Consider the following 22,929-nt stretch of genomic DNA (forward strand, 5'->3'; position numbering starts at 1 on the left):
CCCGGTCCTATGATGGACTGATTCTATCCGGCTTCCCCTATCATGCATGACTTAAGCGACATCGCCACCTGGCTGCAGCATCATCCCATCTACCACGATTCGTCGGTGCACAGCACGCTGCCCGATCCTACCTTTGTCACCGGCGGCCAGACGGTGGTGTCCTTCAGTACCAATAACTACCTGGCGCTGGCCAACCATCCACGCCTGGTGGCGGCGGCCAAGCAGGGGCTGGACCGCTACGGCGTGGGCAACTGCGAATCGCGCCTGCTGGGCGGCGATCTGGAGGTTTACCGCGAGCTGGAACGCCGCCTCGGCGCCTTGAAGCACAAGAGCGACGCGGTGCTGTTCGTGACCGGCTACATGACCAACATCGGCGTGCTGTCGTCGATTGTCAAGGCGGCCACGCTGGCGCGCCTGCACGGCTTCCGTTCGCGCAAACGCCACAAGTATGCGTACTACTCGGACGAGTTCAACCACATTTCGATCCGCGAGGGTATCCAGATGTCCGGCGCGCTGCGCTACAACTACCGCCATTGCGACATGAATCATCTGGAATCGCTGCTGGCCGCCGGCGCCGCCGACGGCACCACGCCCATCATCGTCAGCGACGGCGTGTTCAGCATGGAAGGCACGATCGCGCCGCTGCCGGAACTGGTGGCGCTGGCCGAGCGTTACGGTGCGCTGCTGTACATCGATGACGCCCACGCCACCGGCATTCTGGGCGCGCACGGCGGCGGCACCTCGGAACACTTCAACTGCTACAGCGCCAACATCATGCAGATGGGGACATTGAGCAAGGCGCTGGGCGCCATCGGCGGCTTCGTGGCGGTGGAGAAGGATGTGGCGGACGTGATCCGGCTGACCAGCTCCGCCTACGGCTTTACCTGCCCGCCGCCGCCGGACCAGGCAGCGGCGCTGCTGGCCGCGCTGGACATTCTGGAAGAGGAACCGCAGCGCCGCCAGCGCCTGTGGGACAACCAGCGCTACTTCATCGAGCGCATGGCGCCATTGGGCTATACCATCATCTCGACCGCCACGCCGATCCTGCCGGTGCTGATCGGCGATGCGGAACTGTGCCAGCGTTATGCGATGGAGCTGCGCGCCGAGGGGGTGCACGTGGACTCGATCCAGTTCCCTGCGGCGCCGGTGGGACAGGCGCGCTTGCGCTTCATGATGAACGCCGGCCACACGCGGGCGCAGATCGATCACGCGGTGAGCGTGATGGCGCGCCTGGCGGGACGTGGCGAACGGCTGAATTAATGCTCTGCCCAGCGCTCCTTGACTTCAAGCAGCGCGGGCATCTGTTTAAAGAAGAGGTCCACCAGCCGGCCTTCGAAATGCCGGTCGCGCTGCGCTTCCATGTGCTCGACGGCTTTCTCCACCGGCCACGCCTGCTTGTAGGGACGCGCCGAGGTGAGCGCGTCAAACACGTCGGCAATCGCCACGATGCGGCCGACCAGCGGTATCTCTTCGCCTTTCAGACCGTTCGGGTAGCCGCTGCCGTCCCATTTTTCGTGGTGGGTGACGGCGACGTCGTAGGCCATGGCCAGCATGCCGCTCGGGTGCTTGCCGATGATGTCGCCGCCGATCGCGGCGTGCGTCTGCATCACCTTCCATTCATCGGTGTCCAGCGCGCCGGGCTTGCGCAGGATGCTGTCCGGGATGCCGATCTTGCCGACATCGTGCATCGGCGCGGCGTGCAGCAGGTCTTCCGCCTCGGCTTCGCTCATGCCGAGCGCCAGGCCGAGAATACGCGCGTAGTGGCTCATGCGGATCACGTGCAGGCCGGTCTCGTTATCCTTGTATTCGGCGGCCAGGCCCAGGCGCTGGACGATTTCCAGGCGGGTCTTCTTCAGTTCATCCACGCCCACCAACGACAGGTGGTTGCGCACGCGGGCACGCACGATGGGCGGGCTGACCGGCTTGGTGATGTAGTCCACCGCGCCGGCCTCGAAACCGATCAGTTCATCATCGGTGTCGCTCAGGGCGGTGACGAAGATGACGGGAATGCCGGCAGTGGCCGGATCGGCCTTGAGCAGTTTGCAGGTTTCATAACCGGTCATACCCGGCATCATCACGTCCAGCAGGATCAGTTGCGGACGTTCGCTGCGCGCCAGTTCCAGCGCACGTGGGCCGTCCTTGGCAAACAGCAGGCGGTAATGGTCTTGCAGGATATGGCGCAGCAGTTGCAGATTGCTGGCTTCATCGTCAACGACGAGGATCTGCGGCTGGTGCGGTTGATGCGTGGTTCTCATGGGTACTCCGTGGTCAGGCGGGTCAGCAAGGCTTCAAGTGCGGCTTGCGCCTGGGGGAAGTCGAAATCGTTCAATGCGTCCTGCACGGCGCTCAGTTGCTGCGCCAGCGCGGGCGGGGCGCCGGTGAGTGCGGCCGTCAAGGCGGTCAGCGCGGCGTCGTTCAGGGCGCCGCGCTGGAAGAATGGTAGCAGAGCGGCAGATTTCTGGCGCGCGACTGCCGGATCGAAGGCCGCAGCGGGCGGCGCCTCCAGGCGGGCGCCGGAACCGCGCGGCGGCGCCAGCGCGTGTATGGCGCTCAGTGCCGCATCCAGCTGCGCAGCGAGCGTGCGCTGCGCCTGCGCGAGTTCGGTCTGCAGCGAGATCGATATGCCGCCCAGCGCATCGACGGCGACGCCGCTGCCGTCGGCCGCGCCCTCGTCAGCCCGCATGCCGCCAGGGCGCTGCGGCGAGCCGCACAGCTTTTCCAGCTGCGCCAGCGTTGCCGCCAGTTGTTCAAGGCCGATGTTGGCTGCCACGCCGCGCACCTTGTGGCACCAGGCCTGCGCTTCGGCCAGGCGCACCTCGCTGGCGTTGGCGAGCAGCTTGGCCAGCGTGGCCGCCGCCGTGCTGTAGTCGGCCACGAAGCGATGCAAGGCTTGATGGTAGGCGCCTTCGTCGTCGGCCCAGCGCTGCAGGCCGGACTTCTGATTCAGCACGCGCTGGCGCGGCGCTTCGGCCGGCGGCGGCGCGGATGGCACCGGCGCCAGCTTGAGCACCTTCGCAATCTCGTGCGACAGCGCATGCCAGTCGACCGGCTTGGAGGCAAAACCGTCCATGCCCGCCGCTGCGCTAGCCTCGCGGTGCGCCGCCAGCACGCTGGCCGTCATCGCCACCACCGGCAGCGGCGGCTTGCCGTCCTGCGCCGCGCGTTCGCGCTCGCGGATGGCGCAGGTGGCGGCCAGGCCATCCATCACCGGCATCTGCATGTCCATCAGCACCACGTCGTAGCGCCGGGCGGCCGTCATCTGCACTGCCTGCGTGCCATCCTGCGCGGTGTCCAGCGTGTGGCCACGTTTGGCCAGCAGCAGCGACAGCAGCTCCAGGTTCTGCGGCACGTCGTCGGCTGCCAGCACGTGCAGCGGCGGCAGCGGATAGTCGCTGCGTTCACTGGACTGCGCCTCGCCGTTGCGCGCCGGCTCCAGCGGCAGCAGCACATGGAAGGTGGTGCCTTCGCCTGGCGTGCTTTCGGCCCAGATCTTGCCGCCCATGAGCGCCACCAGCTGGCGGCTGATGGTGGTGCCCAGGCCGGTGCCGCCGAAGCGGCGCGTCATCGAGGCGTCGGCCTGGGTGAACGGATCGAAGATGGCGTTGATGCGGGCCGGGGCAATGCCGATCCCGGTGTCCTGCACCGAGATGTGCAACTGGCCCTGTTTCTCGCAGGCGCGCAGGGTGACCTTGCCGGCCGCCGTGAACTTGATGGCGTTGTCCAGCAGGTTGCCGAGGATCTGGCGCATGCGCAGCTCGTCGCCGTGCAGCCACGCCGGCAGCGCCGGGTCGTACACGATGTCGACGGTCAGGCCTTTGCTGCGCGCGTTGTTGCCGAAGGTGGAGGCCAGTTCGTCGATCAGGCCAAGCAGGCTGTAATCGTCCGCCTCCAGTTCCACCGCGCCCTTATCCAGCTTGGCGGTATCGAGGATCTCGTTGAGCAGGCGTAGCAGCGAGCGCCCTTCCTTGCGCACGGTGTCGAGGTGGCGCTGCTGCTCGGTGTCCAGGTCCGTATCGAGCAGCACGTCGGTGAAGCCGAGGATGGCGTTCATCGGCGTGCGGATCTCGTGGCTCATGTTGGCCACAAAGCTGGCGCGTGCGGCTGCCGCCTGTTCCGCCGTTTCCTTGGCGGCGCGAAGCTGCTGTTCCATCTCGCGCCGTTCGCTGATGTCGAGGATCACGCCGTCGATCCAGCGGATGGCCGGATTGCTTTCATCCTGCGTGACGGCGCCGTGCTCCCACATGAAGCGCCGGCTGCCGTCGGCGTGGATCAGGCAATACTCGACCTGATACGCCGTCAGCTGCGCGATGGCGCGCGCGATGTCGGCCGCCACCCGTTCGCGGTCCTCCTCGCAGATCAGGGAGCCCAGCGTGCGCTTGCGATCGGCGCCGACAAAATCGCTGGCCGGATAGCCCGCCAGGCGCTCGATGCCGTCGCTGATGAAGGTCGGCGGCGCATCGAACGCCATGCTGCTGCGGAAGGAGATGCCGGGGATGTTGCCGATCAGGGAGCGGAATTGCTGCTCGCTGTCGCGCAGCGCCTGCATGATGGCGCGGCGTTCGGTGATGTCGGTAATGAACAGTACAAACAGCTCGCGCTGCGCCAGCTTGGCGTGGCCCAGCGCGCGGCGGATCGGTACCTGGCTGCCATCCTTGCGCACAGCGATCACCTCGCTGCCGCGGCTGATGACGGAGGCATCGCCGGTGTGCAGGTAGTTCAGCAGGCCGTCCCGTTCCGAGCGCGCGGGATCGGCCATCAGCACACGGATGTTGCGGCCGATGATTTCATCGCGGCGCCAGCCGAAGATGCGTTCCGCCGAGGTGTTGAATTCGTGGATCACGCCCGCACGGTCGACCGTGATCACGCCGTCCACGGTGGTGGTCAGCAGGGCGCGCATCCAGGCTTCGCTTTCGGCCAGCTGGCGGTACATCTCGCGGTAGCGCAGCAGGCCGTTGGCACCCATCACGAACACGGTGAAGGCCACGGTGATCAGCGTGATCGCCAGCGCCAGGAACGCGGAGTTCTGTTGCGGCGAGGCGTCGGGCGGCAGCACGCCGACGAAACGCGCGGCGGCCATGCCGGTGTAGTGCATGCCGGCGATGGCGCAGCCCATGACGGTGGCGCTGATCCCGCCCAGCATGAAGCGCGGCAGCTTGAGCGTGCGCAGGCCGAAGCGGATCCACAGGGCCAGCGTGGCCAGCACCACCGCCACCACGATCGACAGGCCGAACATGAAAGGATCGTAGCGCAGGTCGAGCGCCATCTGCATGGCCGCCATGCCGGTGTAATGCATGGCGCCGATGCCGGCGCCCACCAGCACGCCGCCGATGATCAGCGAGACGGTGTTGAGGCGCTGGCGGCTGATGAGCAGCAGGGCGACGTAGGACGCGGCCAGGCTGGGCAGGCCGGACAACAGCGTCAGGCCATGGTCGTAATCGACGTCGGTACACAGATTGAAAGCCAGCATGCCGATGAAGTGCATCGACCACACGCCGCTGCCCAGCGCCAGGCTGCCGGTGGCTAGCATGATGGCACGCAGTCCGCGCGTGCCGGCCAGGCGCGCCTGGCTGGCAACCTGGAGGCCCATCCACGATGAGAAGATGGCAACCAGTATGGAGAGGATCACCAACCACGGCGAGTAAGTGCCGTATTGGAGCAGGGCGGGATTGTCCGGCGGGGAGAAGATTTCCATCATGATGAGGGAAACCATATCACATAAAAAAACCGCCCGGAGGCGGTTTTTGGCTTTTACGATTTACGATTTGGCGAAAGCCAGGAAATCGTTATTGAATTTATCTTTATGTGTATCAGTCAGGCCATGCGGCGCGCCTGGATACACGATCAATTTTGCGTTCTTCACAATCTTGGCCGAGGCAATGCCGGCCGCCTTGATCGGCACGATCTGGTCGTCGTCGCCGTGGATGATCAGGGTCGGCTTGTCGAACTTTTTCAGGTCGTCGCGGAAGTCGGTTTCCGAGAAGGCCTTGATCGAGTCGTAGGTGTTTTTGAAACCACCCTGCATGCCCTGCGAATACCAGGCCTGGATGATGCCTTGCGATGGCTTGGCGCCCGGACGGTTGTAGTTGTAGAACGGCCCCGAGGCGATATCCAGGTACAGCTGGCCGCGATCCGCGATCTGGCCCTTGCGGATGCCATCGAACACTTCGATCGGCAGGCCGTCCGGATTGGTGTCGGTCTTCACCATCAGCGGCGGCACCGCCGAGATCAGGCCCAGTTTGGCGATGCGCTTGGTGCCGTGACGGCCAACGTAGCGTGCCACTTCGCCGCCGCCGGTCGAGAAGCCGGCCAGGATGATGTTTTTCAGGTCCAGCGCTTCGATCAGCTGCGCCAGATCGTCGGCGTAGTGGTCCATGTCGTTGCCGTCCCAAGGCTGGCTCGAACGACCATGGCCGCGGCGGTCGTGGGTGATGACGCGGAAGCCGTTATTAGCCAGGAAGAACGCTGCCGATTCCCAGCTGTCCGAGCTCAATGGCCAGCCGTGGCTCAGGATCACTGGCTGGCCGTTGCGTGGGCCCCAGTCCTTGTAGTAGATATCCACGCCATCGCGGGTGGTGATGGTGGCGACGGTCCTGGTCACTTTGCCCGCAGGCGCCGCAACGGCTTCGGTGCTGACTGCGGCCAATGCGGTGGCGGCTGCGGCGACCGCGCTGCCGACCATGGCATTGCGGCGGGATGGGTTGATTTGTTCGGTCATGATGTTCTCCCAGGTTCAAGAAAGGTGTTGTTTGAAGAATGCGTCGGTGCGCGCGTTGGCCAGCGTGGCCGCGGCGGTGTCGTAGTGATTGCCGCCCGGGCGTGCGAAGGCGTGGTTGCAACCGGGGTAGCTATGCAGCTCGATTTTCGGGTTGGCCTTGAAGGCGGCGGTGATGGTGACTTGCGCTTCCTTGCCGATGTACTCGTCCTCTTCGGCCAGGTGGTACAGCAGCGGTTTGCTGACGCTGCCCGCTTCGCCGGCATACTTCTCGGTGCCGCCGCCGTAGTAGGATACAAAGGCGTCAGCGTCGGCGCGCGCGGCGGTCAGGTACGTCATCAGACCGCCCAGGCAGTAGCCGGTGACGCCGACCTTGCCGCTGGCGCCTTGCAGCGTGCGCCCGGCAGCCACGGTGGCGGCGATGTCGCCCACGCCGCCGTCGAAGTCATAGGCGCTGTACAGCGCGAAGCCGCGCGCCCAGTCGCCCGGTTCGGCCTCGGACATGTCGAGGCCCGGATCGGCGCGCCAGAACAGGTCCGGTGCGACGGCGATATAACCTTTGGCGGCGTAGTCGTCGGCGATGCTGCGGATGCCGGCGTTGACGCCGAAGATCTCCTGCAGCACCACGATCACTGGCGCGCTGGCGACATTGCGTGGACGCGCTACGTAGCAGTTGAAACTGCCGTCGGCGACCTTGATGGCGAGGGTTTCTGGCATGGTGTCCTCCGTGGTTTGGAGAGGCTATCTTAGGGATGATTGCCGCGCTTGAGAACGGAGATTCCTGCAAAGCCGAATTGCAATTTTGCATATCCCACCACGCAGGTAGATGGCGCTGACCCGGAAGAGGTAGATAATCGGTGAGTTGCTTTAAAAACAAATCTGTTTGATACTTGCCCGGCTGACCCGCATATCGCCGGGTCTCACTATGGGACACACTGAAAACAATGGCTTTCCTGACCAAAAAGAAGCTCGCCGTGGCCGTCGGCTTGCTGGTGCTTGTGGGTGGCGCCGGCGCGTTCTATTCCAAAAGCAAGACCCCTGTGGTGGAAGCGCCACGTTTCCGCACCGCGCCCGTTGATACGGGCAATATCACGCAATCGGTGACGGCGACCGGCACCATCAATCCGGTGGCGTTGATCAATATCGGCTCGCAGGTATCGGGCACGGTCAGCGAGTTGAAGGCGGACTTCAACGACCATGTGACCAGGGGCCAGGTGCTGTTGAAACTCGATCCGACCATCTTCAACGCGCAGATCCGCCAGGCCGAGGCGCAGCTGGCGTCGGCGCGCGCTTCGCTGCGATTGGCGCAAGCCACGCACTCGCGCAATCAGACGCTGGTGACGCAGAGCTTCATCTCGCCGCTGGCGCTGGATCAGTCCAAGCGCGAGGTCGATGTGGCGCAGGCCAATATCCAACTGGCGGAAGCGCAACTGGCGCGCGCGCAGGCGGACCTGAACAACTCGGTGATCCGCGCGCCGATCGATGGCGTGATCATCAAGCGCACCGTGGATCTGGGGCAGACGGTGGCGGCGTCGTTCACCACGCCGCAGTTGTTCCAGATCGCGCGCGACCTGACCAAGATGCAGATCGATACCAGCGTGTCGGAGGCGGACGTCGGCTCGCTCAAGGAGGGACAGGAGGCGCGCTTCGTGGTGGATGCCTATCCTGACAAGGAGTTCAGCGCGCGCATGCGCCAGTTCCGCCTGGCCGCCAATGTGGTGCAGAACGTGGTGACGTATAACGTGGTGCTGGACGTGGACAATCAGGACGAGCTGCTCAAGCCGGGCATGACGGCGCAGGTGCGTCTGCTGGTGGGCAACCGCCAGAACGTGTTGCGCATCCCGACCGCCGCGCTGCGCTTCCGCCTGAGCGATGAGGAGACCGAGAAGCAGAAGAAGATGGCCGCGGCCAGCGCCTCCGCCTCGGCCTCGGCCTCGGCCAGCGCAAGCGCCGCCGCAGCTGCCGCGCCGCAGGACGACGACGCCGGCTTCCGCAGCAAGGCCGATCTGGCGCGCCTGTTCCGCGTCTACACGCTGGATGCGCACAATCAGCCGAAAGCGCAGGAGGTCAAGATCGGCCTGTCCAACTTCCGCTACACCGAAATCGTTGGCGGCGATTTGAAGAAGGGCGACCAGGTCATCACCCGGGCCATCGGCAGCGAGAAAGAGGGCGGCCTGTGAGCGGCTTGCTGATCGACATCCGGCAAGTCACCAAGAGCTACTTCTCCGGCAGCGTGGAAACGCAGGTGCTGTTCGGCGTTGACCTGGCCGTGCCGCGCGGCGATTTCCTGGCGGTGATGGGCCAATCCGGCTCCGGCAAGTCGACGCTGATGAATATCTTCGGCTGCCTCGACCAGGCCACTGGCGGCAGCTACTTCCTCAACGGCGTGGACACGCTTACCCTGTCGCGCAACGAACTGGCGACCATCCGCAACCGCACCATCGGCTTCGTGTTCCAGAGCTTTAACCTGATCAAGCGCATGAGCGTGGCGGAGAACGTGGCGCTGCCGCTGATCTATGCCGGCGTCTCGCGCTCGAAAGCGCACGCCAAGGCCTTGCTGGAGCTGGAGCGCGTTGGCCTGAAGGACATGGCCAGGCGCACGCCCAACCAGCTGTCCGGCGGCCAGCAGCAGCGCGTGGCGATTGCGCGCGCGCTGGTGGGCGACCCGCCGCTGATCCTGGCCGATGAACCGACCGGCAACCTCGACACGCAGACCAGCGTCGAGATCATGCGCTCCTTCCAGCAGTTGAACCAGGAGCGCGGCATCACCATCCTGCTGGTGACGCACGAGCCGGACATCGCCGCCTACAGCAAGCGCCTGGTGCGCCTGAAGGATGGCCGCGTGCTGTACGACGGCCCGTCCGCCGAAGGCCTGCAGCAAATGAACGCCATAACGGTATAAACCATATGAACTTTTTACAGATCGTTGTAGAGTCATTTCGCTCCATGCTGGCGAACCGGCTGCGCACGCTGTTGACCATGTTGGGCATCATCATCGGGATTACGTCGGTGGTGCTGCTGCTGGCGGTGGGCGACAGCATGAAGCGCTTCATCGCCAGGGAGCTGGAACAGCTGGGCACCAATATGCTGTTCATTTCGCCCGGCGGCGACCGCGCGCAGCAGCAGCGCCTGCGCAACGGCGCGCAGCCGGCACTGACCATCCGCGATGCGGCGGCGCTCAATGAGCTGCCTTCGCTGGCCGGGGCGGCGCCGGTGCTGCAGGGCGGTTTCAATCTGGCGGTCGGCAACGAGAACGCCTCCAAGACTGTGCACGGAGTGACGCCGGCCATGTTCAAGATCCGCGGCTGGAAGGTCGACAAGGGCAGCGCCTTCAGTGATGCCGATGTGCGGGCTTCGGCGCGCATGGTGGTCATCGGCCGCAAGATCGCCGATCAGTTCTTCTACAAACAGGACCCGCTGGGTAAATTCATCCGCATCGAGAACGTGGCGTTCCAGGTGGTGGGCGTGTTGTACGGCGAGGGCAAGCAGGTCGATGGCGGCGACTTGAGCGAGTATGTGATCGTGCCGATTACGGCGGCTGCGGCCAATCTGGTCAAGGTGCAGTTCCCCGGCAATGTGCACTACGTGGTGGCGCAGGGTAAGTCCGGCGGCAATCTGCAGGACGCCATCCAGGACATCAACGAAACGCTGCGCGACCGCCACCACATCAAGATCGACCAGCCGGACGATTTCCGCATCGATAACCTGGCTTCCTTTGCGGAGACGGCGCAGAAGATCAGCGCCGGCATCGCGCTGCTGCTTGGTCTGATCGGCGCGATCTCGCTGGTGGTGGGCGGCATTGGCATCATGAACATCATGCTGGTGTCGGTGACCGAGCGCACGCGCGAGATCGGCATCCGCATGGCGATCGGCGCCAGGCCGCGCGACGTGCTGCTGCAATTCCTGACCGAGGCGGTGGTGATCTGCCTGGTGGGCGGCATCTTCGGCATCATGCTGGCCAGCGGCGCGGCGGCGGCGATTACGGCGACCGGCAAGTTTGACGTCATCATCACCTTGCGCGCGGTGATCGTGGCGTGCGGCTTTTCCAGCCTGGTGGGCGTGTTCTTCGGCTTCTACCCGGCACGGCGCGCATCACGGCTGCTGCCGGTTGACTGCCTGCGCTACGAGTGACTGTCGTTCCGGCCTGCGCCGGAATGACGGGCTTAGTAATCGAACTTCTTGCTGCGGCCGCCGGCCTTGTGGTAGATGGTGTGTTCCTCGCGCTCCTGGCGCAGCTGCTCGCGGCGTTCGCGGGTGGCTTGCGCGCGCGCCTCGCGGCGGGCGTTCTGCTCGTCGATGCGGTATTGCGTCGCCAGGCCCTGCTTGCTGTTCTGGAGCAGGCCGATCTTGTGCCGCATGGCCGCCGCCCACAGCAGGAAAATCACCAGCAGCGCCAATCCGTAGACGGTCTGCCAGATACCGTAGTTCTGGCTGATGATGGGCAGCAGCGGCGCGCCTTGCTCCAGCCAGCCCTGGCCCAGCACGCCCAGTCCGGCCGCCGCCACGCCCAGCGCAAAGGTCTTGACGATCATCCAGCGGCTGGCCTTGATGCGCGATTCCCAGAAAGTGTGCGGATCGTCGTGCAGCTGGTCGAGGTAGGGGGTATGGTCGTGTTGCGTGGTCATAGCGACAATGTTTTAGGGCGCCGGATTGCGGCAGGAATTATCGCATAGTTTGCCGCCTGGAAACTAAGTTGGTATTGATCTACGCTATGCTTTTTGCATATGCCTGACGGCGCAAAATGTATTGGCTGCGCGCCGGCGCTTTGCGTAGCATGGGCTCATGATCAAACGTTTAATCCTGGCGGCCTTGCTGGCTGCGTCACTTCACGCCGTGGCCGAGCCGGTGGTATCGGTGGTGGGCGAGGGCTGGGCCAACAACTCGGTCAACGCCGTGGTGTTTCGCAAAAACTCGCTGGTCACGCAGGGCGACACCCAGTACGTGGCCTACTACGACGCCGGGCGTTATCTGGTGCTGGGCAAGCGCACGCTGGGCAGTACGCAGTGGACCACGCGCCGTACCGCGTGGCAGGGCAATGCCGCCGATGCGCACAACAGCATCAGCATCATGGTGGACGGTGCCGGCTACCTGCACGTCTCCTGGGACCATCACAACAACCCGCTGCGCTACGCGCGCAGTGTGGCGCCGGGATCGCTGGAGCTGGGGCCGAAGCAAGCCATGACCGGCAACGATGAAAACGAAGTGTCCTACCCGGAGTTCCACCGCCTGCCGAACGGGAACCTGCTGTTCTTTTACCGCCTGGGCGGATCGGGGCGCGGTGATCTCATCATCAACCGCTACGACGTCCACACGCAGCGCTGGACGCGGCTGCACACCAACCTGATCAGCGGCGAGGGCAGGCGCAACGCCTACTGGCAGGCTTTCCTGGACGGCCGCGGCACGCTGCATGTGTCCTGGGTATGGCGCGAATCGCCGGACGTGGCCAGCAACCATGACATGGCCTACGCGCGCTCGCGCGATGGCGGCGTGACGTGGGAGCGCTCGGACGGCACGCCGTACACGCTGCCGATCAACGCGGCCAGCGCCGAATACGCGCTGCGCATCCCGCAGAACAGTGAGTTGATCAACCAGACCTCGATGGCGGCCGACAGCGAGGGCCGGCCTTACATCGCCAGCTACTGGCGCGATGCCGGTTCCAAAGTACCGCAGTATCACGTCATCTACCACACCGGAGCGGCGTGGCAGGTGCGTGCGCTGGACTTCCGCAAGACGCCGTTCTCGCTGGGCGGGCAGGGCACCAAGCGGATTCCGATTGCGCGGCCGCAGATCATGGTGGGCGCGGCCGGTGCGCTGCTGGTGTTCCGCGACGAGGAGCGCGGCAGCAAGGTGTCGGTGGCGCAGGCGCGCGACATCGCACGCGGCGTGTGGGAACTGCGGGATCTGACCACGGCATCGGTCGGCGCATGGGAGCCAAGCTACGATACCGAGCGATGGCGCCGCAGCGGCATCCTCAGTTTATTTGTTCAGAATGTTCAACAAGTTGATGGCGAAGGACAGGCTTTTGTGCCGCCGTCGCCGGTGACGGTGCTGGACTGGACGCCGTAACGCTTCCTCACTACCATAGGCTCTTTCAACCTTGAGAGATGCCATGAAATCCAAGCTTGCCCTTGCAGTGCTGCTGGCCATAAGCACAGCCGCCTACGCCCAGGACGCCGACAAGGCGCCCGCCCAGAGCAAAGAACGCGCCGCCGAACTGCAGGCCAGCGAGCGCTTGCTGAAAGCAGATTCACAAGTGAGCAAGACCGGCCAGGTCACCATCAAGGGCAAGGTGGTGCCGTACAAGGTGACGGCCGGCACGCAGCCGGTATGGGACAAGGACGGCAAGGTATCGGCATCGCTGTTCTACACCTACTACCAGCGCAGCGACGTGAGCGACAAGGGCAAACGCCCGCTGGTGATCTCGTTTAACGGCGGCCCCGGTTCGGCCTCGGTGTGGATGCACATCGCCTACACCGGTCCCAAGGTCCTGAACCTGGATGCGGAAGGCTATCCGGTCCAGCCTTACGGCGTGAAGGACAATCCGCACTCCATCCTGGACGTGGCCGATATTGTGTATATCGATCCGGTCAACACCGGCTTCTCGCGCATCCTGGACGGCAAGGCCGACCGCGCGCGCTTCTTTGGCGTCAACGCGGATATCCAGTATCTGGCCGAGTGGGTCAGCACCTTTGTCTCGCGTGAAGGCCGCTGGACCTCGCCCAAGTATCTGATCGGTGAAAGCTACGGCACCTCGCGCGTGGCCGGCCTGGCGCTGGAGCTGCAGAACGCCCAGTGGATGTACCTGAACGGCGTGGTGCTGGTGTCGCCAACGGAGCTTGGCCTGAAGCGCGAAGGCGCGATCGACGACGCGCTCAAGCTGCCGTATTACGCCGCCACCGCCTGGTATCAGAAAGTGCTGCCGGCCGATCTGCAGGCGAAGGATCTGAAGGACGTGCTGCCGGAAGTGGAAGCCTTCACCACCGACGAACTGCTGCCGGCACTGGCCCGGGGCGGCTTCATCGACGCGCAGAAGAAGGCGCAGATCGCCGCCAAGGTGGCGCGCTACTCCGGCCTGTCGGTGGACTACGTGGTGCAGAATAACCTGGCGGTGCAACCGGAGCAGTTCTGGAAAGAGCTGCTGCGCAAGCAGGGCAAGACCGTCGGCCGCCTGGACTCGCGCTATCTCGGCATCGACAAGACCGATTCCGGCGACAAGGTGGATTACAACGCCGAGCTGACCTCATGGCTGCATTCGTTCACGCCGGCCATCAACCAGTACCTGCGCAATGACCTCGGCTACAAGACCGACATCAAGTACAACCTGTTTGGCGACGTCCATCCGTGGGACTTCAAGAATGAGAAGACCGGCGAGAACCTGCGTCTGGCCATGGCGGCCAATCCCTACCTGAAGGTGTTCATCCAGTCCGGCTATTACGACGGCGCCTGCACCTATTTCGACGCCAAGTACACCATGTGGCAGCTCGACCCGAGCGGCAAGATGAAGGACCGCCTGAGCTTTGCCGGCTACCGCAGCGGCCACATGATGTATCTGCGCTCGGAAGACCTGGCCACCGCCAACGACGACCTGCGCAACTTCATCAAGTCCGCCACCCCGGCGCCGAACGCGCCGGCCAGGTACTGATCTGAACCTGCCGCCGGCGGCGTCCTGCCGCTGGCGTATCAATCCCGCCACACCCGCTCGCTCTGCGGCCATAGCAAAATGGTTGCGTATAACATTTTCTGTGTAATTTCTGTTGACAACAACTTTTCAACGCTTTTACACTCAAATGATCGCGCAACCATTTTATGATTCTGTTGCGTGACTTATAACAATTACCGCGGCAGTACGCCGAAGGAGACTGTAAATGCAACAGAAACAACAGAAGGGCCGTCAAGCCGGCCGTCAAATGGCTTTCGGCCTGACCGTGATGGCAGGTTTGATTGCGCAATCATATGCCCAGGACACCACCCCGGCCGCGGCCGCGCCGCAGGCAGATGCCGCGCCGATGACGGTGGTGCAGGTCAGCGGCTACCGTAACTCGCTGCTGTCGTCCGCCAAGGACAAGAAGGAAGCCGTCGGCTTCCAGGACTCGATCAACTCCGAAGACTTCGGTAAATTCCCGGACAAGAACATCGCTGAATCGCTGAGCCGCATTCCGGGCGTGGGCGTGGCGCGCGACATCACCGGCGAAGGCTCGACCATCCAGATCCGCGGCCTCGGCTCCAGCTTCACCAAGATCCTGCTGAACGGCGCGCCGATCGCGGTGGCCTCGTCCGGCCCGATCGACGGCGCCAACACCAACCGCGAGGTCGACCTCGACCTGCTGCCGACCGACCTGTTCACCAAGCTGACCGTCAGCAAGAGCCCGACCGCCGAGATGATCGAAGGCGGCGCGGCCGGCGTGGTCAACCTGCGCAGCGCCCGTCCGTTCGACAAGGAAGGCCGCACCATCGCCGCCAGCATCACCGCCACCAAGCAGCAGATCGCCGACAAGACCGGCGGCCGCGGCTCGTTCATGGCCAGCCAGACCTTCGGCAACTGGGGTATCCTGGGCGGTATCGCACTGTCGCGCCAGCAGATCCACACCACCGGCTGGGAGACCGTCGGCTACACCAACGCCAACCTGTCGGCCGCGCAGAATCCGGCCGCCAACCGCAACAACACCGGCGGCGGCAACTGGACCATTCCGGCCACGGTGCCGGCCGGCGCGGGCAATGGCCTGGTCACCGGCGAGGTGATCGACCAGGCATGGCTGCTGGCGCACAACCCGGGCCTGACCATCCAGCAGATCGACAACGCCATCGTGCCGCGCCTGGGCCGCACCATGGACTACTTCGGCACCAAGGACAAGGGCTCGGCCATCTTCAGCGCGGAATACCGCCCGACCGAAAACCTGCACTTCTACCTGGACACCGTCTACAGCAAGCGCGATGACAAGATGACCCGCATGGACTACGACTGGTCGGTGCGTAACGGCGGCATGATCCCGCTGAACATGAAGGTCGACAAGAGCGATTGCAGCGACGGTTGCACCGTGCTGGGCGGCACCTTCGCCAACACCCAGAACTTCTTCGAGCACGGCTACCGTCATGACAAGGTCGACATGAAGGGCATCAACCCTGGCATGGAATGGAAGATCACCCCGACCCTGAAGCTGGACGCGCAGCTCAACTACACCAAGAGTAACTTCAGCCACGAAGCGCCGACCGTGTACCTGATCACGCCGCCGAACAGCGGCAACACGGTCACCTACGCCAACAACGGCGGCATTCCGTCGGTGGTGTCCAGCACGGATCTGAACAACCCGGCCAGCTATGTCTGGAACACCGGCCGCGTCAACATCCAGAATGAATTCCGCCAGACCGAAACCAAGGGCTTCCACAGCGATCTGACCTGGGGCGACGACAAGTTCAACCTGAAGGGCGGCGTCGCTTATGACGACATCGAGCGCCGCATCAGCGCCAGCGACAACTCGGCCGCATGGCAGGCCGCGGTGTGCGGCAATAACCCTAGCGTGTTCCTGCAAGGCCCGAACGGCGCGCCAGCCTGCAACGGCGCCTCGACCCCGGGCGCCAGCGCCGCCGCGCTGTACCCAGGCTACGGCACCGGCTACACCGCCGGCGCCACCACGCCGCTGACCTATGGCGGCTCGCTGATTCCGCAAACCGCGCTGGCCAGCTACATCATCCCTGGCCCGTACGGCAAGCCGATCGTGGACTGGGACCGCTTTGCCAAGGATTCCAATTACCAGTACTACTACAACAACGCACCGGCCACCGGCGCCTCGTCGACCGGCGCCAGCGCCGGCTTCATTGGCGAGAAAACCACCGGCCTGTACCTCGAAGCCAACGGCAAGTTCGACCTGGCCGGCTTCCCGACCCGCTACAACGGCGGCGTGCGTTATGTGCGTACCAAGCAGTCGGTGGGTTCGCTGAACTCGATCAGCGATCCGCGCAACGCCAGCCTGACGCTGAACGGCAGCAAGTATCCGAACATCGATCAGTGGGTGTATCAGGAAACCACCTACAACAACACGCTGCCTTCGGGCACGCTGGCGGTCAACCTGCGCAGCGACGTGGTGGCCCGTGCCGCACTGTCGCGCAGCATGACCCGCGCCGATCCGAACGCACTGCGTCCTGGCGTGAACTTCTCGGGCGTGTCGGCGGACACCGGCACCATCGGCAACCCGGCGCTGAAGCCCTACCTGTCGGATAACATCGACCTGGGCATCGACTGGTACACCGGCCGCGAAGGCTACGTCAGCCTGACCGTGTTCCAGAAGAAGGTGGATGGCTTCACCGTCAACGAAAACGTCACGCTGCCATTCAGCGCGCTGGCCGCCTACGGCATCAACTACGGCACCCTGACGCCGAACCAGCAGACCGCGATCGACTCGCGCGGCGGTCCTGGCGCTGCCACCGTGGTGATGACCCGTGCCAAAAACGCCGACGGCGACCTGCGCATCCGTGGCCTGGAGCTGGGCTGGGTGCAACCGCTCGACAAGATCCTGCCGATCCGCGGCTTTGGCATCAACGAGACGGCCACCTTCATCACCCAGCGCGCCAGCGGCGATGGCCTGAACGGCTTTATCGCCCTGGGCGTACCTAAGCGCACCAACAACCTGTCGGTGTACTATGACAACCACGGCTACTCGGCCCGCCTGTCGCACACCTTCTCGAAAGGCAGCCAGACCGCGACCGCGAACCAGAACGGCATCACCAATGCCGCGCTGTTCTCGGACGACTACAAGCAGCTGGACTTCTCGTCCAGCATCGACCTGGCGGAAGTGCTGGACAAGGATGGCTGGCCGACCCTGAGCTTCGACATCGTCAACCTGAACAACGATTCGCGCAAGGGCTACTTCCAGTTCGGTAATGCACCGTTCACGCAGTACTCGCCGGGCCGTACCTACTCGCTGGGACTGCGCGCCAAGTTCTGAACGATTTGATCGTCTGGCCCCTGTTCTCCAGCGGGGCCTTTACCCGCCCCCGCCGGGGCGGTTTTTTTTTATAGGATAACGCTGTGAACAATGTGAGCCCTGTAATCACTGCAATGCAGGTCATCCCGGTGGCGGGATACGACAGCATGTTGTTGAACCTGTGCGGCGCCCATGCGCCGTTTTTCACGCGTAACCTGGTGCTGTTGACTGATAGCGCCGGCAATACCGGCATGGGCGAAGTGCCGGGTGGCGCCGGCATCCTGGCGGCGCTGGAACGCGCCGTGCCGCTGGTGGTGGGCACGCAGATCGGCCGCTACAACCGCACGCTGAACGCGCTGCGCGCCGCCATCGCCGGCCAGGACTCGGCCGGCCAGCAGTATCAGGTGACATCGGAGGCGGAAGCGGCGGTGCTGAAGCAGCCGCACGAAATCAATCTGCGCCTGGAAAACGTGGTGACCGCGGTGGAAGCGGCGCTGCTCGATCTGCTGGGCCAGCACCTTGGCGTGCCGGTGTGCGAATTGCTGGGCGCCGGCCAGCAGCGCGACAGCGTACCGATGCTGGCTTACCTGTTCTACATCGGCGACCGCCGCCGCACCGATCTGCCTTATCTGAGCGGCGATGGCGCAGCCGGCTGGTACGCGCGCCGTCATCAGGAGGCGATGACGCCTTCCGAGATTGTGGAACTGGCCGAAGCCACCGTGGAAAAATACGGCTTCCGCGATTTCAAATTGAAGGGCGGCGTGATGCGCGGCGAAGAAGAGATGGACGCCGTCACCGCGATCAAGAAGCGCTTCCCGGATTCCCGCGTGACGCTGGACCCGAACGGCGCCTGGTCGCTGCGTGAAGCCATCGCCCTGTGCAAGGGCCGGGGCGATGTGCTGGCGTACGCGGAAGATCCGTGCGGTCCGGAGAACGGCTATTCCGGCCGCGAGATCATGGCGGAATTCCGCCGGGCCACCGGGATTCCCACCGCCACCAATATGGTGGCCACCGACTGGCGCCAGATGGCGCATTCGCATCTGCTGGGCGCTGTCGATATTCCGCTGGCCGATCCGCACTTCTGGACCATGCAGGGTTCGGTGCGGCTGGCGCAGTTGTGCGAGCAGTGGGGCCTGACCTGGGGTTCGCACTCGAATAATCACTTCGACGTGTCGCTGGCGATGTTCACGCATGCCGCTGCTGCTGCGCCGGGCCAGATCACGGCCATTGATACGCACTGGATCTGGCAGGAGGGACAGGAACGTCTGACGCGTGAACCGCTGCAGATCGTTGGCGGCGCGGTGCAGGTGCCGCAGAAGCCGGGCCTGGGCATCGAACCGGACATGGATCGCATCCAGGCCGCGCATGAGCTCTACAAGAAGGTCGCCACCACCGCGCGCGATGACGCGATGGCGATGCGCTACCTGGTGCCGGACTTTGTCTACTCGCCCAAGCGGCCTAGCTTTGTTCGCTAGTGCGCTGTAGCTGCCGCACGAACGATTCCGGCGGCATGAAGCCGATCACGCGCGCCTGCGGCACTTCCTTGCCGCGGGCGTCGAACAGGATGATGCCCGGTGGGCCGAACAGCTGGAAGCGCTTCATCAGCGCGCGGTCATCCGCGTTGTTGGCGGTGACGTCCACCTGCAGCAGCTGCATGTCCTGCATGGCGGCGGCCACGCGGCCTTCAGAGAAAGTCATGCGTTCCATTTCCTTGCAGGCCACGCACCAGTCGGCGTAGAAGTCCAGCATCACCGGCTTGGTGGTGGAGGCCAGCAGCTTGTCCAGTTCCTCCACCGTGCGGATGCGGGTGAAGCGCGGACCTTCATGTGCCGCGGTCTGCGTGCCGGCCGGGCTGGCGGCGCGCAGGTGCGCCAGCGGTTGCAGCACGTCGGTGCCGGAGCTGGCCGCACCCACCAGTTCAAACAAGCCGCCCAGCAGCATGACCACGCCCAGCGCCTTGCCGGCATAAGCGCCGATGCCGGCGCTTGGCGGCAAGCTGTCGCCGATGCGCAGGAAGACCGCGCACAGGATGGCGAACGCGCCCCACAGCACCATGTTAGCCTTCACCGGCAGCACAGGGCTGATCATCCAGATTGCCACCGCGATCAGCAGCAGGCCAAAGACTTTTTTCACGTTGTTCATCCAGGCGCCGGCGCGCGGCAGCAGGCTGCCGGCCGAGAGGCCGGTCAACAGCAGCGGCACGCTCATGCCGGTGGCCATGGCGAACAGCGCCCAGCCGCCGGTGACGGCATTGCCGGTCTGGCTGATGTACAGCAGGGCGCCAGCCAGCGGCCCTGCCACGCAAGGGCCGACGATGAGGGCGGACAGCGCGCCCATGACGAACACGCCGATCATCTTGCCGCCGCTCTGGCGTCCGCTCGATTCGGTCAGGCGGCTTTGCAGGGCGCTCGGCAGCTGCAACTGGTAGACGTCGAACATCGACAGCGCCAGCGCGAACAGCAAGGCGCCAAAGGTCAGCAGCACCCACGGCTTTTGCAGGGCGCCTGCCAGGCCTTCGCCTGCCAGGCCGGCCGCCACGCCCAGCGCGGTGTAGACCAGCGCCATGCCGATGCTGTAGGCGCCGGCCAGCAGCAGGCCGCGTTTGCGCGTCACACTGCCTTCGCCCACGATGATCGAGGACAGGATGGGCACCATCGGCAGCACGCACGGCGTGAATGACAGCAGCAAGCCAAACACCAGGAAGGCGCCGCCGATGCGCCAGGCGCTGCCGCTTTGCAGCGTGCGCTGGGCCAGCGAGGTGTCGTCTTCCGCGGCTGCGCCCGCAGCAGGGGCGCGCGCTGGCGCCGCGGCGGCGGCAGGGGCTGGCGCGTCGCCGGCCGTCTTCGCCAGCAGGGCGCCCGGCGCGGCCGGATTAATCGCGTAGGTTACGGCGACGGGCGGATAGCACAGGCCGGCGTCCGCGCAGCCCTGATAGCCGACCGTCAGGTCGAACGGCGCGTTGCCGCTCACCGGCACCTGCAGTTCCAGCGTGCCGTAATAAGTTTCCATCTCCTTGCCGAAGTTCTCGTCGAACTTGCGTTTCCCGTCCGGCAGTTGCGGTTGCGTCACGCCCGGGCCGGTGAAGGACAGCCGTTCGCGATACAGGTGATAACCGGCCGGCATGCTCCAGCGCAGGCTCACCGTGTGCGCATCGCGCAGCTCCGCCTTGAGTACAAAAGCCTGCTCCGGCGGCAGGAAATCATCCGCCAGCGCGGATGGCAGCCATGCGGCCATCACCAGCGCGCATAACCATGTAAATATGGACTTCATCATGTTCTCCGAAAAATACGGCCCTCGTGGTCGATGGCCAGGTAACTCACGCCGGAACGGTCGAGGAAATCGATGCCGTCCTGTTCCAGCAGCATGGCCGTGGTGGTACAACTGCCGGCGGTAATCGCCAAAGGCCCCAGCACGCTGACCGAGCGCCAGTAAGACACCGGCATGCCGCTGCGCGGATCCAGCACATGGCAGTAGCGCCGGCCGCCCACTTCAATAAATCGTTCGTAATCGCCGCTGGTGGCCAGCGCGCCGCGGCCGATCGGAATGCTGGCCACCGTGCCGGTCATGTCGCGCGGGTCCTGGATGCCGATGTCCCACGCCGAGCCGTCCGGGCGCGGCCCGAGAAAACGCATGTCGCCGCCGAGATTGACGTAGCCATGATCGATCCCCAGCACCGCCAGCAGTTCGGCCGCGCGGTCGACCGCGTATTCCTTGCCAAAGCCGCCGAAGTCCAGCTCCATGCCCGCCTGCGGCAGGAACACCGAACTGTCACTCCGTTTCACCTTGCGCCAGCCCACCAGCGGCAGCAGGGCTTCCAGCGTCTCCGCTGGCGGCAGCGCGCCGCCGCGGAAATCCCAGGCCTTGCGCAGCACGCCCGAGGTAATGTCGAAGCGGCCCTCGCTGTTGGTGTGCAGGGCATCCGCATAAGCCAGCAGCGCGGCCGTCTCACCGTCGCAGTCCACCGCATGCAGTCCCGCCGCCGCGTTGATGCGGCTGACGATGCTGTCGCCGCGGTAGCGCGAGTACTTTTGCTCGATGCGGCGCACCTCGTCGATGGCCTGCATGGCAATGTGCCGCGCCAGCGCCGCATCGGCCGCCGCGATGCGCACTTCGCAGCGGCTGCCCATGGCGGAGAACGAGACGGTGTAGATGTCTTCTACCATAGCCGCGTAAAGCCGACTTGCAGGCTGCTGGCACGCATCGGCGCCAGGCCCGGACTGCCGTTGCCGAACACGCGCCAGGCGCCGCGCTGCTCGTAGTGTTCCAGCTTCAGGTCCACGCTCCAGTCGCGGTCGATCTGCCTGGCCACTTTGAGACCGGCGGTCACCGCGCCGAACGCCGACAGGCGCTGGTCGGCCGACGTGAAGGCGCTGCCGCCGAACACGTAGCCCGGCGGGAAGGGCGCGCCCAGCCTGGCGTCGTACACCGGATCGAAATAGAAGTCGGCGGCGCGCTGCGAATACAGGCGCAGGTTGGGCGTCACGGTCCAGCCGTTGGCCAGCGACTGCACCCATTCGCCCGACAGCGTATGCGCGCTGATGCCAAAGCTGTCGCGGTAGTAGCGGTAGCTCAGGCGGCTGGTGGCGTCGGCATCGACAAAGCGGTGGTTCCACTGCGCCAGCAGCGTGTCCTGATCGCGCTGGCGCGGCCGGTTGTCGACGAATTTGTACGGATCGGAATAATAGCCATGCCCGCTGCTATGGGTGTAGGTAAGCTGGCCGATGTCCACCGGCGTGAACACGCGCGTCACGCCGGCCAGCAGGTTGACGGTCTGGCGGCCTTCGTTCTGCACGATGCGGTTGACCGGGTTGATGGCGTCATCCGAACCGCCGAGGCCCAGCGCCCACGTGGTGTTCTTGTCTTCGCTGTCAAAGGTGGCCTGCAGCGACAGCGCGCGCGAACGATAATCGTGCTCGGTGGAGAAGGCCGCGCCCACGCTCACCGTGCCGTGCGGCAGATAGCGCGTCACGGTGACGTCGCCGGCCTTGCGCAGATCGTCCATGCGCGAGGCGCCGGATACCGCCGTGTGATAGCGCGGCGAGGCGCCCGAGACGTCGTCCATGGTGGCGCTGGCGGCCACCGACCACTCGCCGGCGATCGGCGCCATCACCGAAACCGATGGCGCGTGCACCTGCACGCGGTCGAGGCCCGGCTGGTCCTCTTTGTAGTACAGGTATTTGACGCTGATGGCGCCGCGCTCCGGCGCCGCCTCGGCATGCGCCAGGCCGGGCAGCAGCATGGCTGCCGCCAGCAGGGCTTGTCCTACGGATGGCTGTTTGTTTTTATCCATGGTGTTCC

16 protein-coding genes are annotated in these 22,929 nt (G+C 64.8%); 8 read left to right on the top strand and 8 right to left on the bottom strand.

The window, feature by feature from the left end; genetic code table 11:
- Nucleotides 1-42 precede the first annotated feature (42 nt).
- Nucleotides 43-1,260, top strand: a complete 1,218-nt coding sequence (locus ABDW57_RS01585; protein ID WP_343728454.1) for a pyridoxal phosphate-dependent aminotransferase family protein — start codon at nt 43-45, stop codon at nt 1,258-1,260.
- Here the strand turns inward: ABDW57_RS01585 and ABDW57_RS01590 are convergent.
- The 4 genes from ABDW57_RS01590 to ABDW57_RS01605 are packed head-to-tail and all read right to left on the bottom strand — an operon-like array spanning nt 1,257 to nt 7,429.
- Nucleotides 1,257-2,255 carry an HD domain-containing phosphohydrolase gene (locus tag ABDW57_RS01590; RefSeq protein WP_343728455.1) on the bottom strand — a complete coding sequence of 333 codons (999 nt, stop codon included), beginning with the start codon at nt 2,253-2,255 and terminating at the stop codon, nt 1,257-1,259. The genes ABDW57_RS01585 and ABDW57_RS01590 overlap by 4 nt on opposite strands.
- A complete protein-coding gene (locus tag ABDW57_RS01595; protein ID WP_343728456.1) occupies nt 2,252-5,710 on the bottom strand; it encodes an MHYT domain-containing protein in 3,459 nt (1,152 codons plus the stop codon). The genes ABDW57_RS01590 and ABDW57_RS01595 overlap by 4 nt, the downstream gene beginning before the upstream one ends.
- 45 nt (nt 5,711-5,755) lie before the next feature.
- A complete protein-coding gene (locus tag ABDW57_RS01600) occupies nt 5,756-6,715 on the bottom strand; it encodes an alpha/beta hydrolase (protein ID WP_343728457.1) in 960 nt (319 codons plus the stop codon).
- Between the two features lie 15 nt (nt 6,716-6,730).
- Nucleotides 6,731-7,429 (bottom strand): dienelactone hydrolase family protein, encoded by a 699-nt coding sequence (locus tag ABDW57_RS01605; protein WP_343728458.1) that lies wholly within the window; start codon nt 7,427-7,429, stop codon nt 6,731-6,733.
- 227 nt (nt 7,430-7,656) lie between these two features.
- Between ABDW57_RS01605 and ABDW57_RS01610 the strand changes: the two genes are divergently transcribed.
- The 3 genes from ABDW57_RS01610 to ABDW57_RS01620 are packed head-to-tail and all read left to right on the top strand — an operon-like array spanning nt 7,657 to nt 10,843.
- Nucleotides 7,657-8,892, top strand: a complete 1,236-nt coding sequence (locus ABDW57_RS01610) for an efflux RND transporter periplasmic adaptor subunit (RefSeq protein ID WP_343728459.1) — start codon at nt 7,657-7,659, stop codon at nt 8,890-8,892.
- On the top strand, nt 8,889-9,614 hold the full coding sequence (locus tag ABDW57_RS01615; RefSeq protein WP_343728460.1) for an ABC transporter ATP-binding protein: 726 nt from the start codon (nt 8,889-8,891) through the stop codon (nt 9,612-9,614). The genes ABDW57_RS01610 and ABDW57_RS01615 overlap by 4 nt, the downstream gene beginning before the upstream one ends.
- Before the next feature lie 44 nt (nt 9,615-9,658).
- Nucleotides 9,659-10,843 (top strand): ABC transporter permease, encoded by a 1,185-nt coding sequence (locus ABDW57_RS01620; RefSeq protein WP_343728461.1) that lies wholly within the window; start codon nt 9,659-9,661, stop codon nt 10,841-10,843.
- A gap of 32 nt (nt 10,844-10,875) precedes the next feature.
- Here the strand turns inward: ABDW57_RS01620 and ABDW57_RS01625 are convergent, their stop codons facing one another.
- Nucleotides 10,876-11,337 (bottom strand): hypothetical protein, encoded by a 462-nt coding sequence (locus ABDW57_RS01625; protein WP_343728462.1) that lies wholly within the window; start codon nt 11,335-11,337, stop codon nt 10,876-10,878.
- 157 nt (nt 11,338-11,494) lie between these two features.
- Between ABDW57_RS01625 and ABDW57_RS01630 the strand changes: the two genes are divergently transcribed.
- From ABDW57_RS01630 to ABDW57_RS01645, 4 genes are all read left to right on the top strand, one after another.
- Nucleotides 11,495-12,778, top strand: a complete 1,284-nt coding sequence (locus ABDW57_RS01630) for a BNR repeat-containing protein (protein ID WP_343728463.1) — start codon at nt 11,495-11,497, stop codon at nt 12,776-12,778.
- Nucleotides 12,779-12,821: 43 nt separating this feature from the next.
- The gene (locus ABDW57_RS01635) at nt 12,822-14,354 is read left to right on the top strand and encodes a carboxypeptidase (protein ID WP_343728464.1); all 1,533 of its coding nucleotides are present in this window, start codon (nt 12,822-12,824) and stop codon (nt 14,352-14,354) included.
- 223 nt (nt 14,355-14,577) lie between these two features.
- Nucleotides 14,578-17,652 (top strand): TonB-dependent receptor, encoded by a 3,075-nt coding sequence (locus ABDW57_RS01640; protein WP_343728465.1) that lies wholly within the window; start codon nt 14,578-14,580, stop codon nt 17,650-17,652.
- A gap of 146 nt (nt 17,653-17,798) precedes the next feature.
- Nucleotides 17,799-19,106 (top strand): enolase C-terminal domain-like protein, encoded by a 1,308-nt coding sequence (locus ABDW57_RS01645; protein WP_343728466.1) that lies wholly within the window; start codon nt 17,799-17,801, stop codon nt 19,104-19,106.
- Here the strand turns inward: ABDW57_RS01645 and dsbD are convergent.
- From dsbD to ABDW57_RS01660, 3 genes are read right to left on the bottom strand one after another with little or no spacing between them, the layout of a single operon-like run.
- Entirely contained in the window at nt 19,090-20,904 is a 1,815-nt protein-coding gene (dsbD, locus tag ABDW57_RS01650) for a protein-disulfide reductase DsbD (protein ID WP_343728467.1), read from the bottom strand. The two genes, ABDW57_RS01645 and dsbD, sit on opposite strands and share 17 nt — an antisense overlap.
- Complete coding sequence (locus ABDW57_RS01655; protein ID WP_343728468.1) at nt 20,901-21,794, bottom strand: FAD:protein FMN transferase; 894 nt, start codon at nt 21,792-21,794, stop codon at nt 20,901-20,903. The genes dsbD and ABDW57_RS01655 overlap by 4 nt, the downstream gene beginning before the upstream one ends.
- Nucleotides 21,788-22,921: a DUF3570 domain-containing protein gene (locus ABDW57_RS01660; protein ID WP_343728469.1), complete on the bottom strand. Its 1,134-nt coding sequence runs from the start codon at nt 22,919-22,921 to the stop codon at nt 21,788-21,790. The genes ABDW57_RS01655 and ABDW57_RS01660 overlap by 7 nt, the downstream gene beginning before the upstream one ends.
- Between the last annotated feature and the right edge of the window lie 8 nt (nt 22,922-22,929).

The sequence above is a fragment of the Duganella sp. genome, assembly GCF_039595735.1.
Lineage (GTDB): Bacteria > Pseudomonadota > Gammaproteobacteria > Burkholderiales > Burkholderiaceae_D > Rugamonas.

Excerpts from the sequence above, each read along its gene's own strand:
- ABDW57_RS01605 (WP_343728458.1), bottom strand. The coding sequence starts at position 7,429 with ATGCCAGAAACCCTCGCCATCAAGGTCGCCGACGGCAGTTTCAACTGC.
- dsbD (WP_343728467.1), bottom strand. The coding sequence starts at position 20,904 with ATGATGAAGTCCATATTTACATGGTTATGCGCGCTGGTGATGGCCGCA.
- ABDW57_RS01600 (WP_343728457.1), bottom strand. The coding sequence starts at position 6,715 with ATGACCGAACAAATCAACCCATCCCGCCGCAATGCCATGGTCGGCAGC.
- ABDW57_RS01625 (WP_343728462.1), bottom strand. The coding sequence starts at position 11,337 with ATGACCACGCAACACGACCATACCCCCTACCTCGACCAGCTGCACGAC.
- ABDW57_RS01610 (WP_343728459.1), top strand. The coding sequence starts at position 7,657 with ATGGCTTTCCTGACCAAAAAGAAGCTCGCCGTGGCCGTCGGCTTGCTG.
- ABDW57_RS01620 (WP_343728461.1), top strand. The coding sequence starts at position 9,659 with ATGCTGGCGAACCGGCTGCGCACGCTGTTGACCATGTTGGGCATCATC.
- ABDW57_RS01635 (WP_343728464.1), top strand. The coding sequence starts at position 12,822 with ATGAAATCCAAGCTTGCCCTTGCAGTGCTGCTGGCCATAAGCACAGCC.
- ABDW57_RS01655 (WP_343728468.1), bottom strand. The coding sequence starts at position 21,794 with ATGGTAGAAGACATCTACACCGTCTCGTTCTCCGCCATGGGCAGCCGC.
- ABDW57_RS01640 (WP_343728465.1), top strand. The coding sequence starts at position 14,578 with ATGCAACAGAAACAACAGAAGGGCCGTCAAGCCGGCCGTCAAATGGCT.
- ABDW57_RS01660 (WP_343728469.1), bottom strand. The coding sequence starts at position 22,921 with ATGGATAAAAACAAACAGCCATCCGTAGGACAAGCCCTGCTGGCGGCA.
- ABDW57_RS01590 (WP_343728455.1), bottom strand. The coding sequence starts at position 2,255 with ATGAGAACCACGCATCAACCGCACCAGCCGCAGATCCTCGTCGTTGAC.
- ABDW57_RS01585 (WP_343728454.1), top strand. The coding sequence starts at position 43 with ATGCATGACTTAAGCGACATCGCCACCTGGCTGCAGCATCATCCCATC.
- ABDW57_RS01595 (WP_343728456.1), bottom strand. The coding sequence starts at position 5,710 with ATGGTTTCCCTCATCATGATGGAAATCTTCTCCCCGCCGGACAATCCC.
- ABDW57_RS01630 (WP_343728463.1), top strand. The coding sequence starts at position 11,495 with ATGATCAAACGTTTAATCCTGGCGGCCTTGCTGGCTGCGTCACTTCAC.
- ABDW57_RS01645 (WP_343728466.1), top strand. The coding sequence starts at position 17,799 with ATGTTGTTGAACCTGTGCGGCGCCCATGCGCCGTTTTTCACGCGTAAC.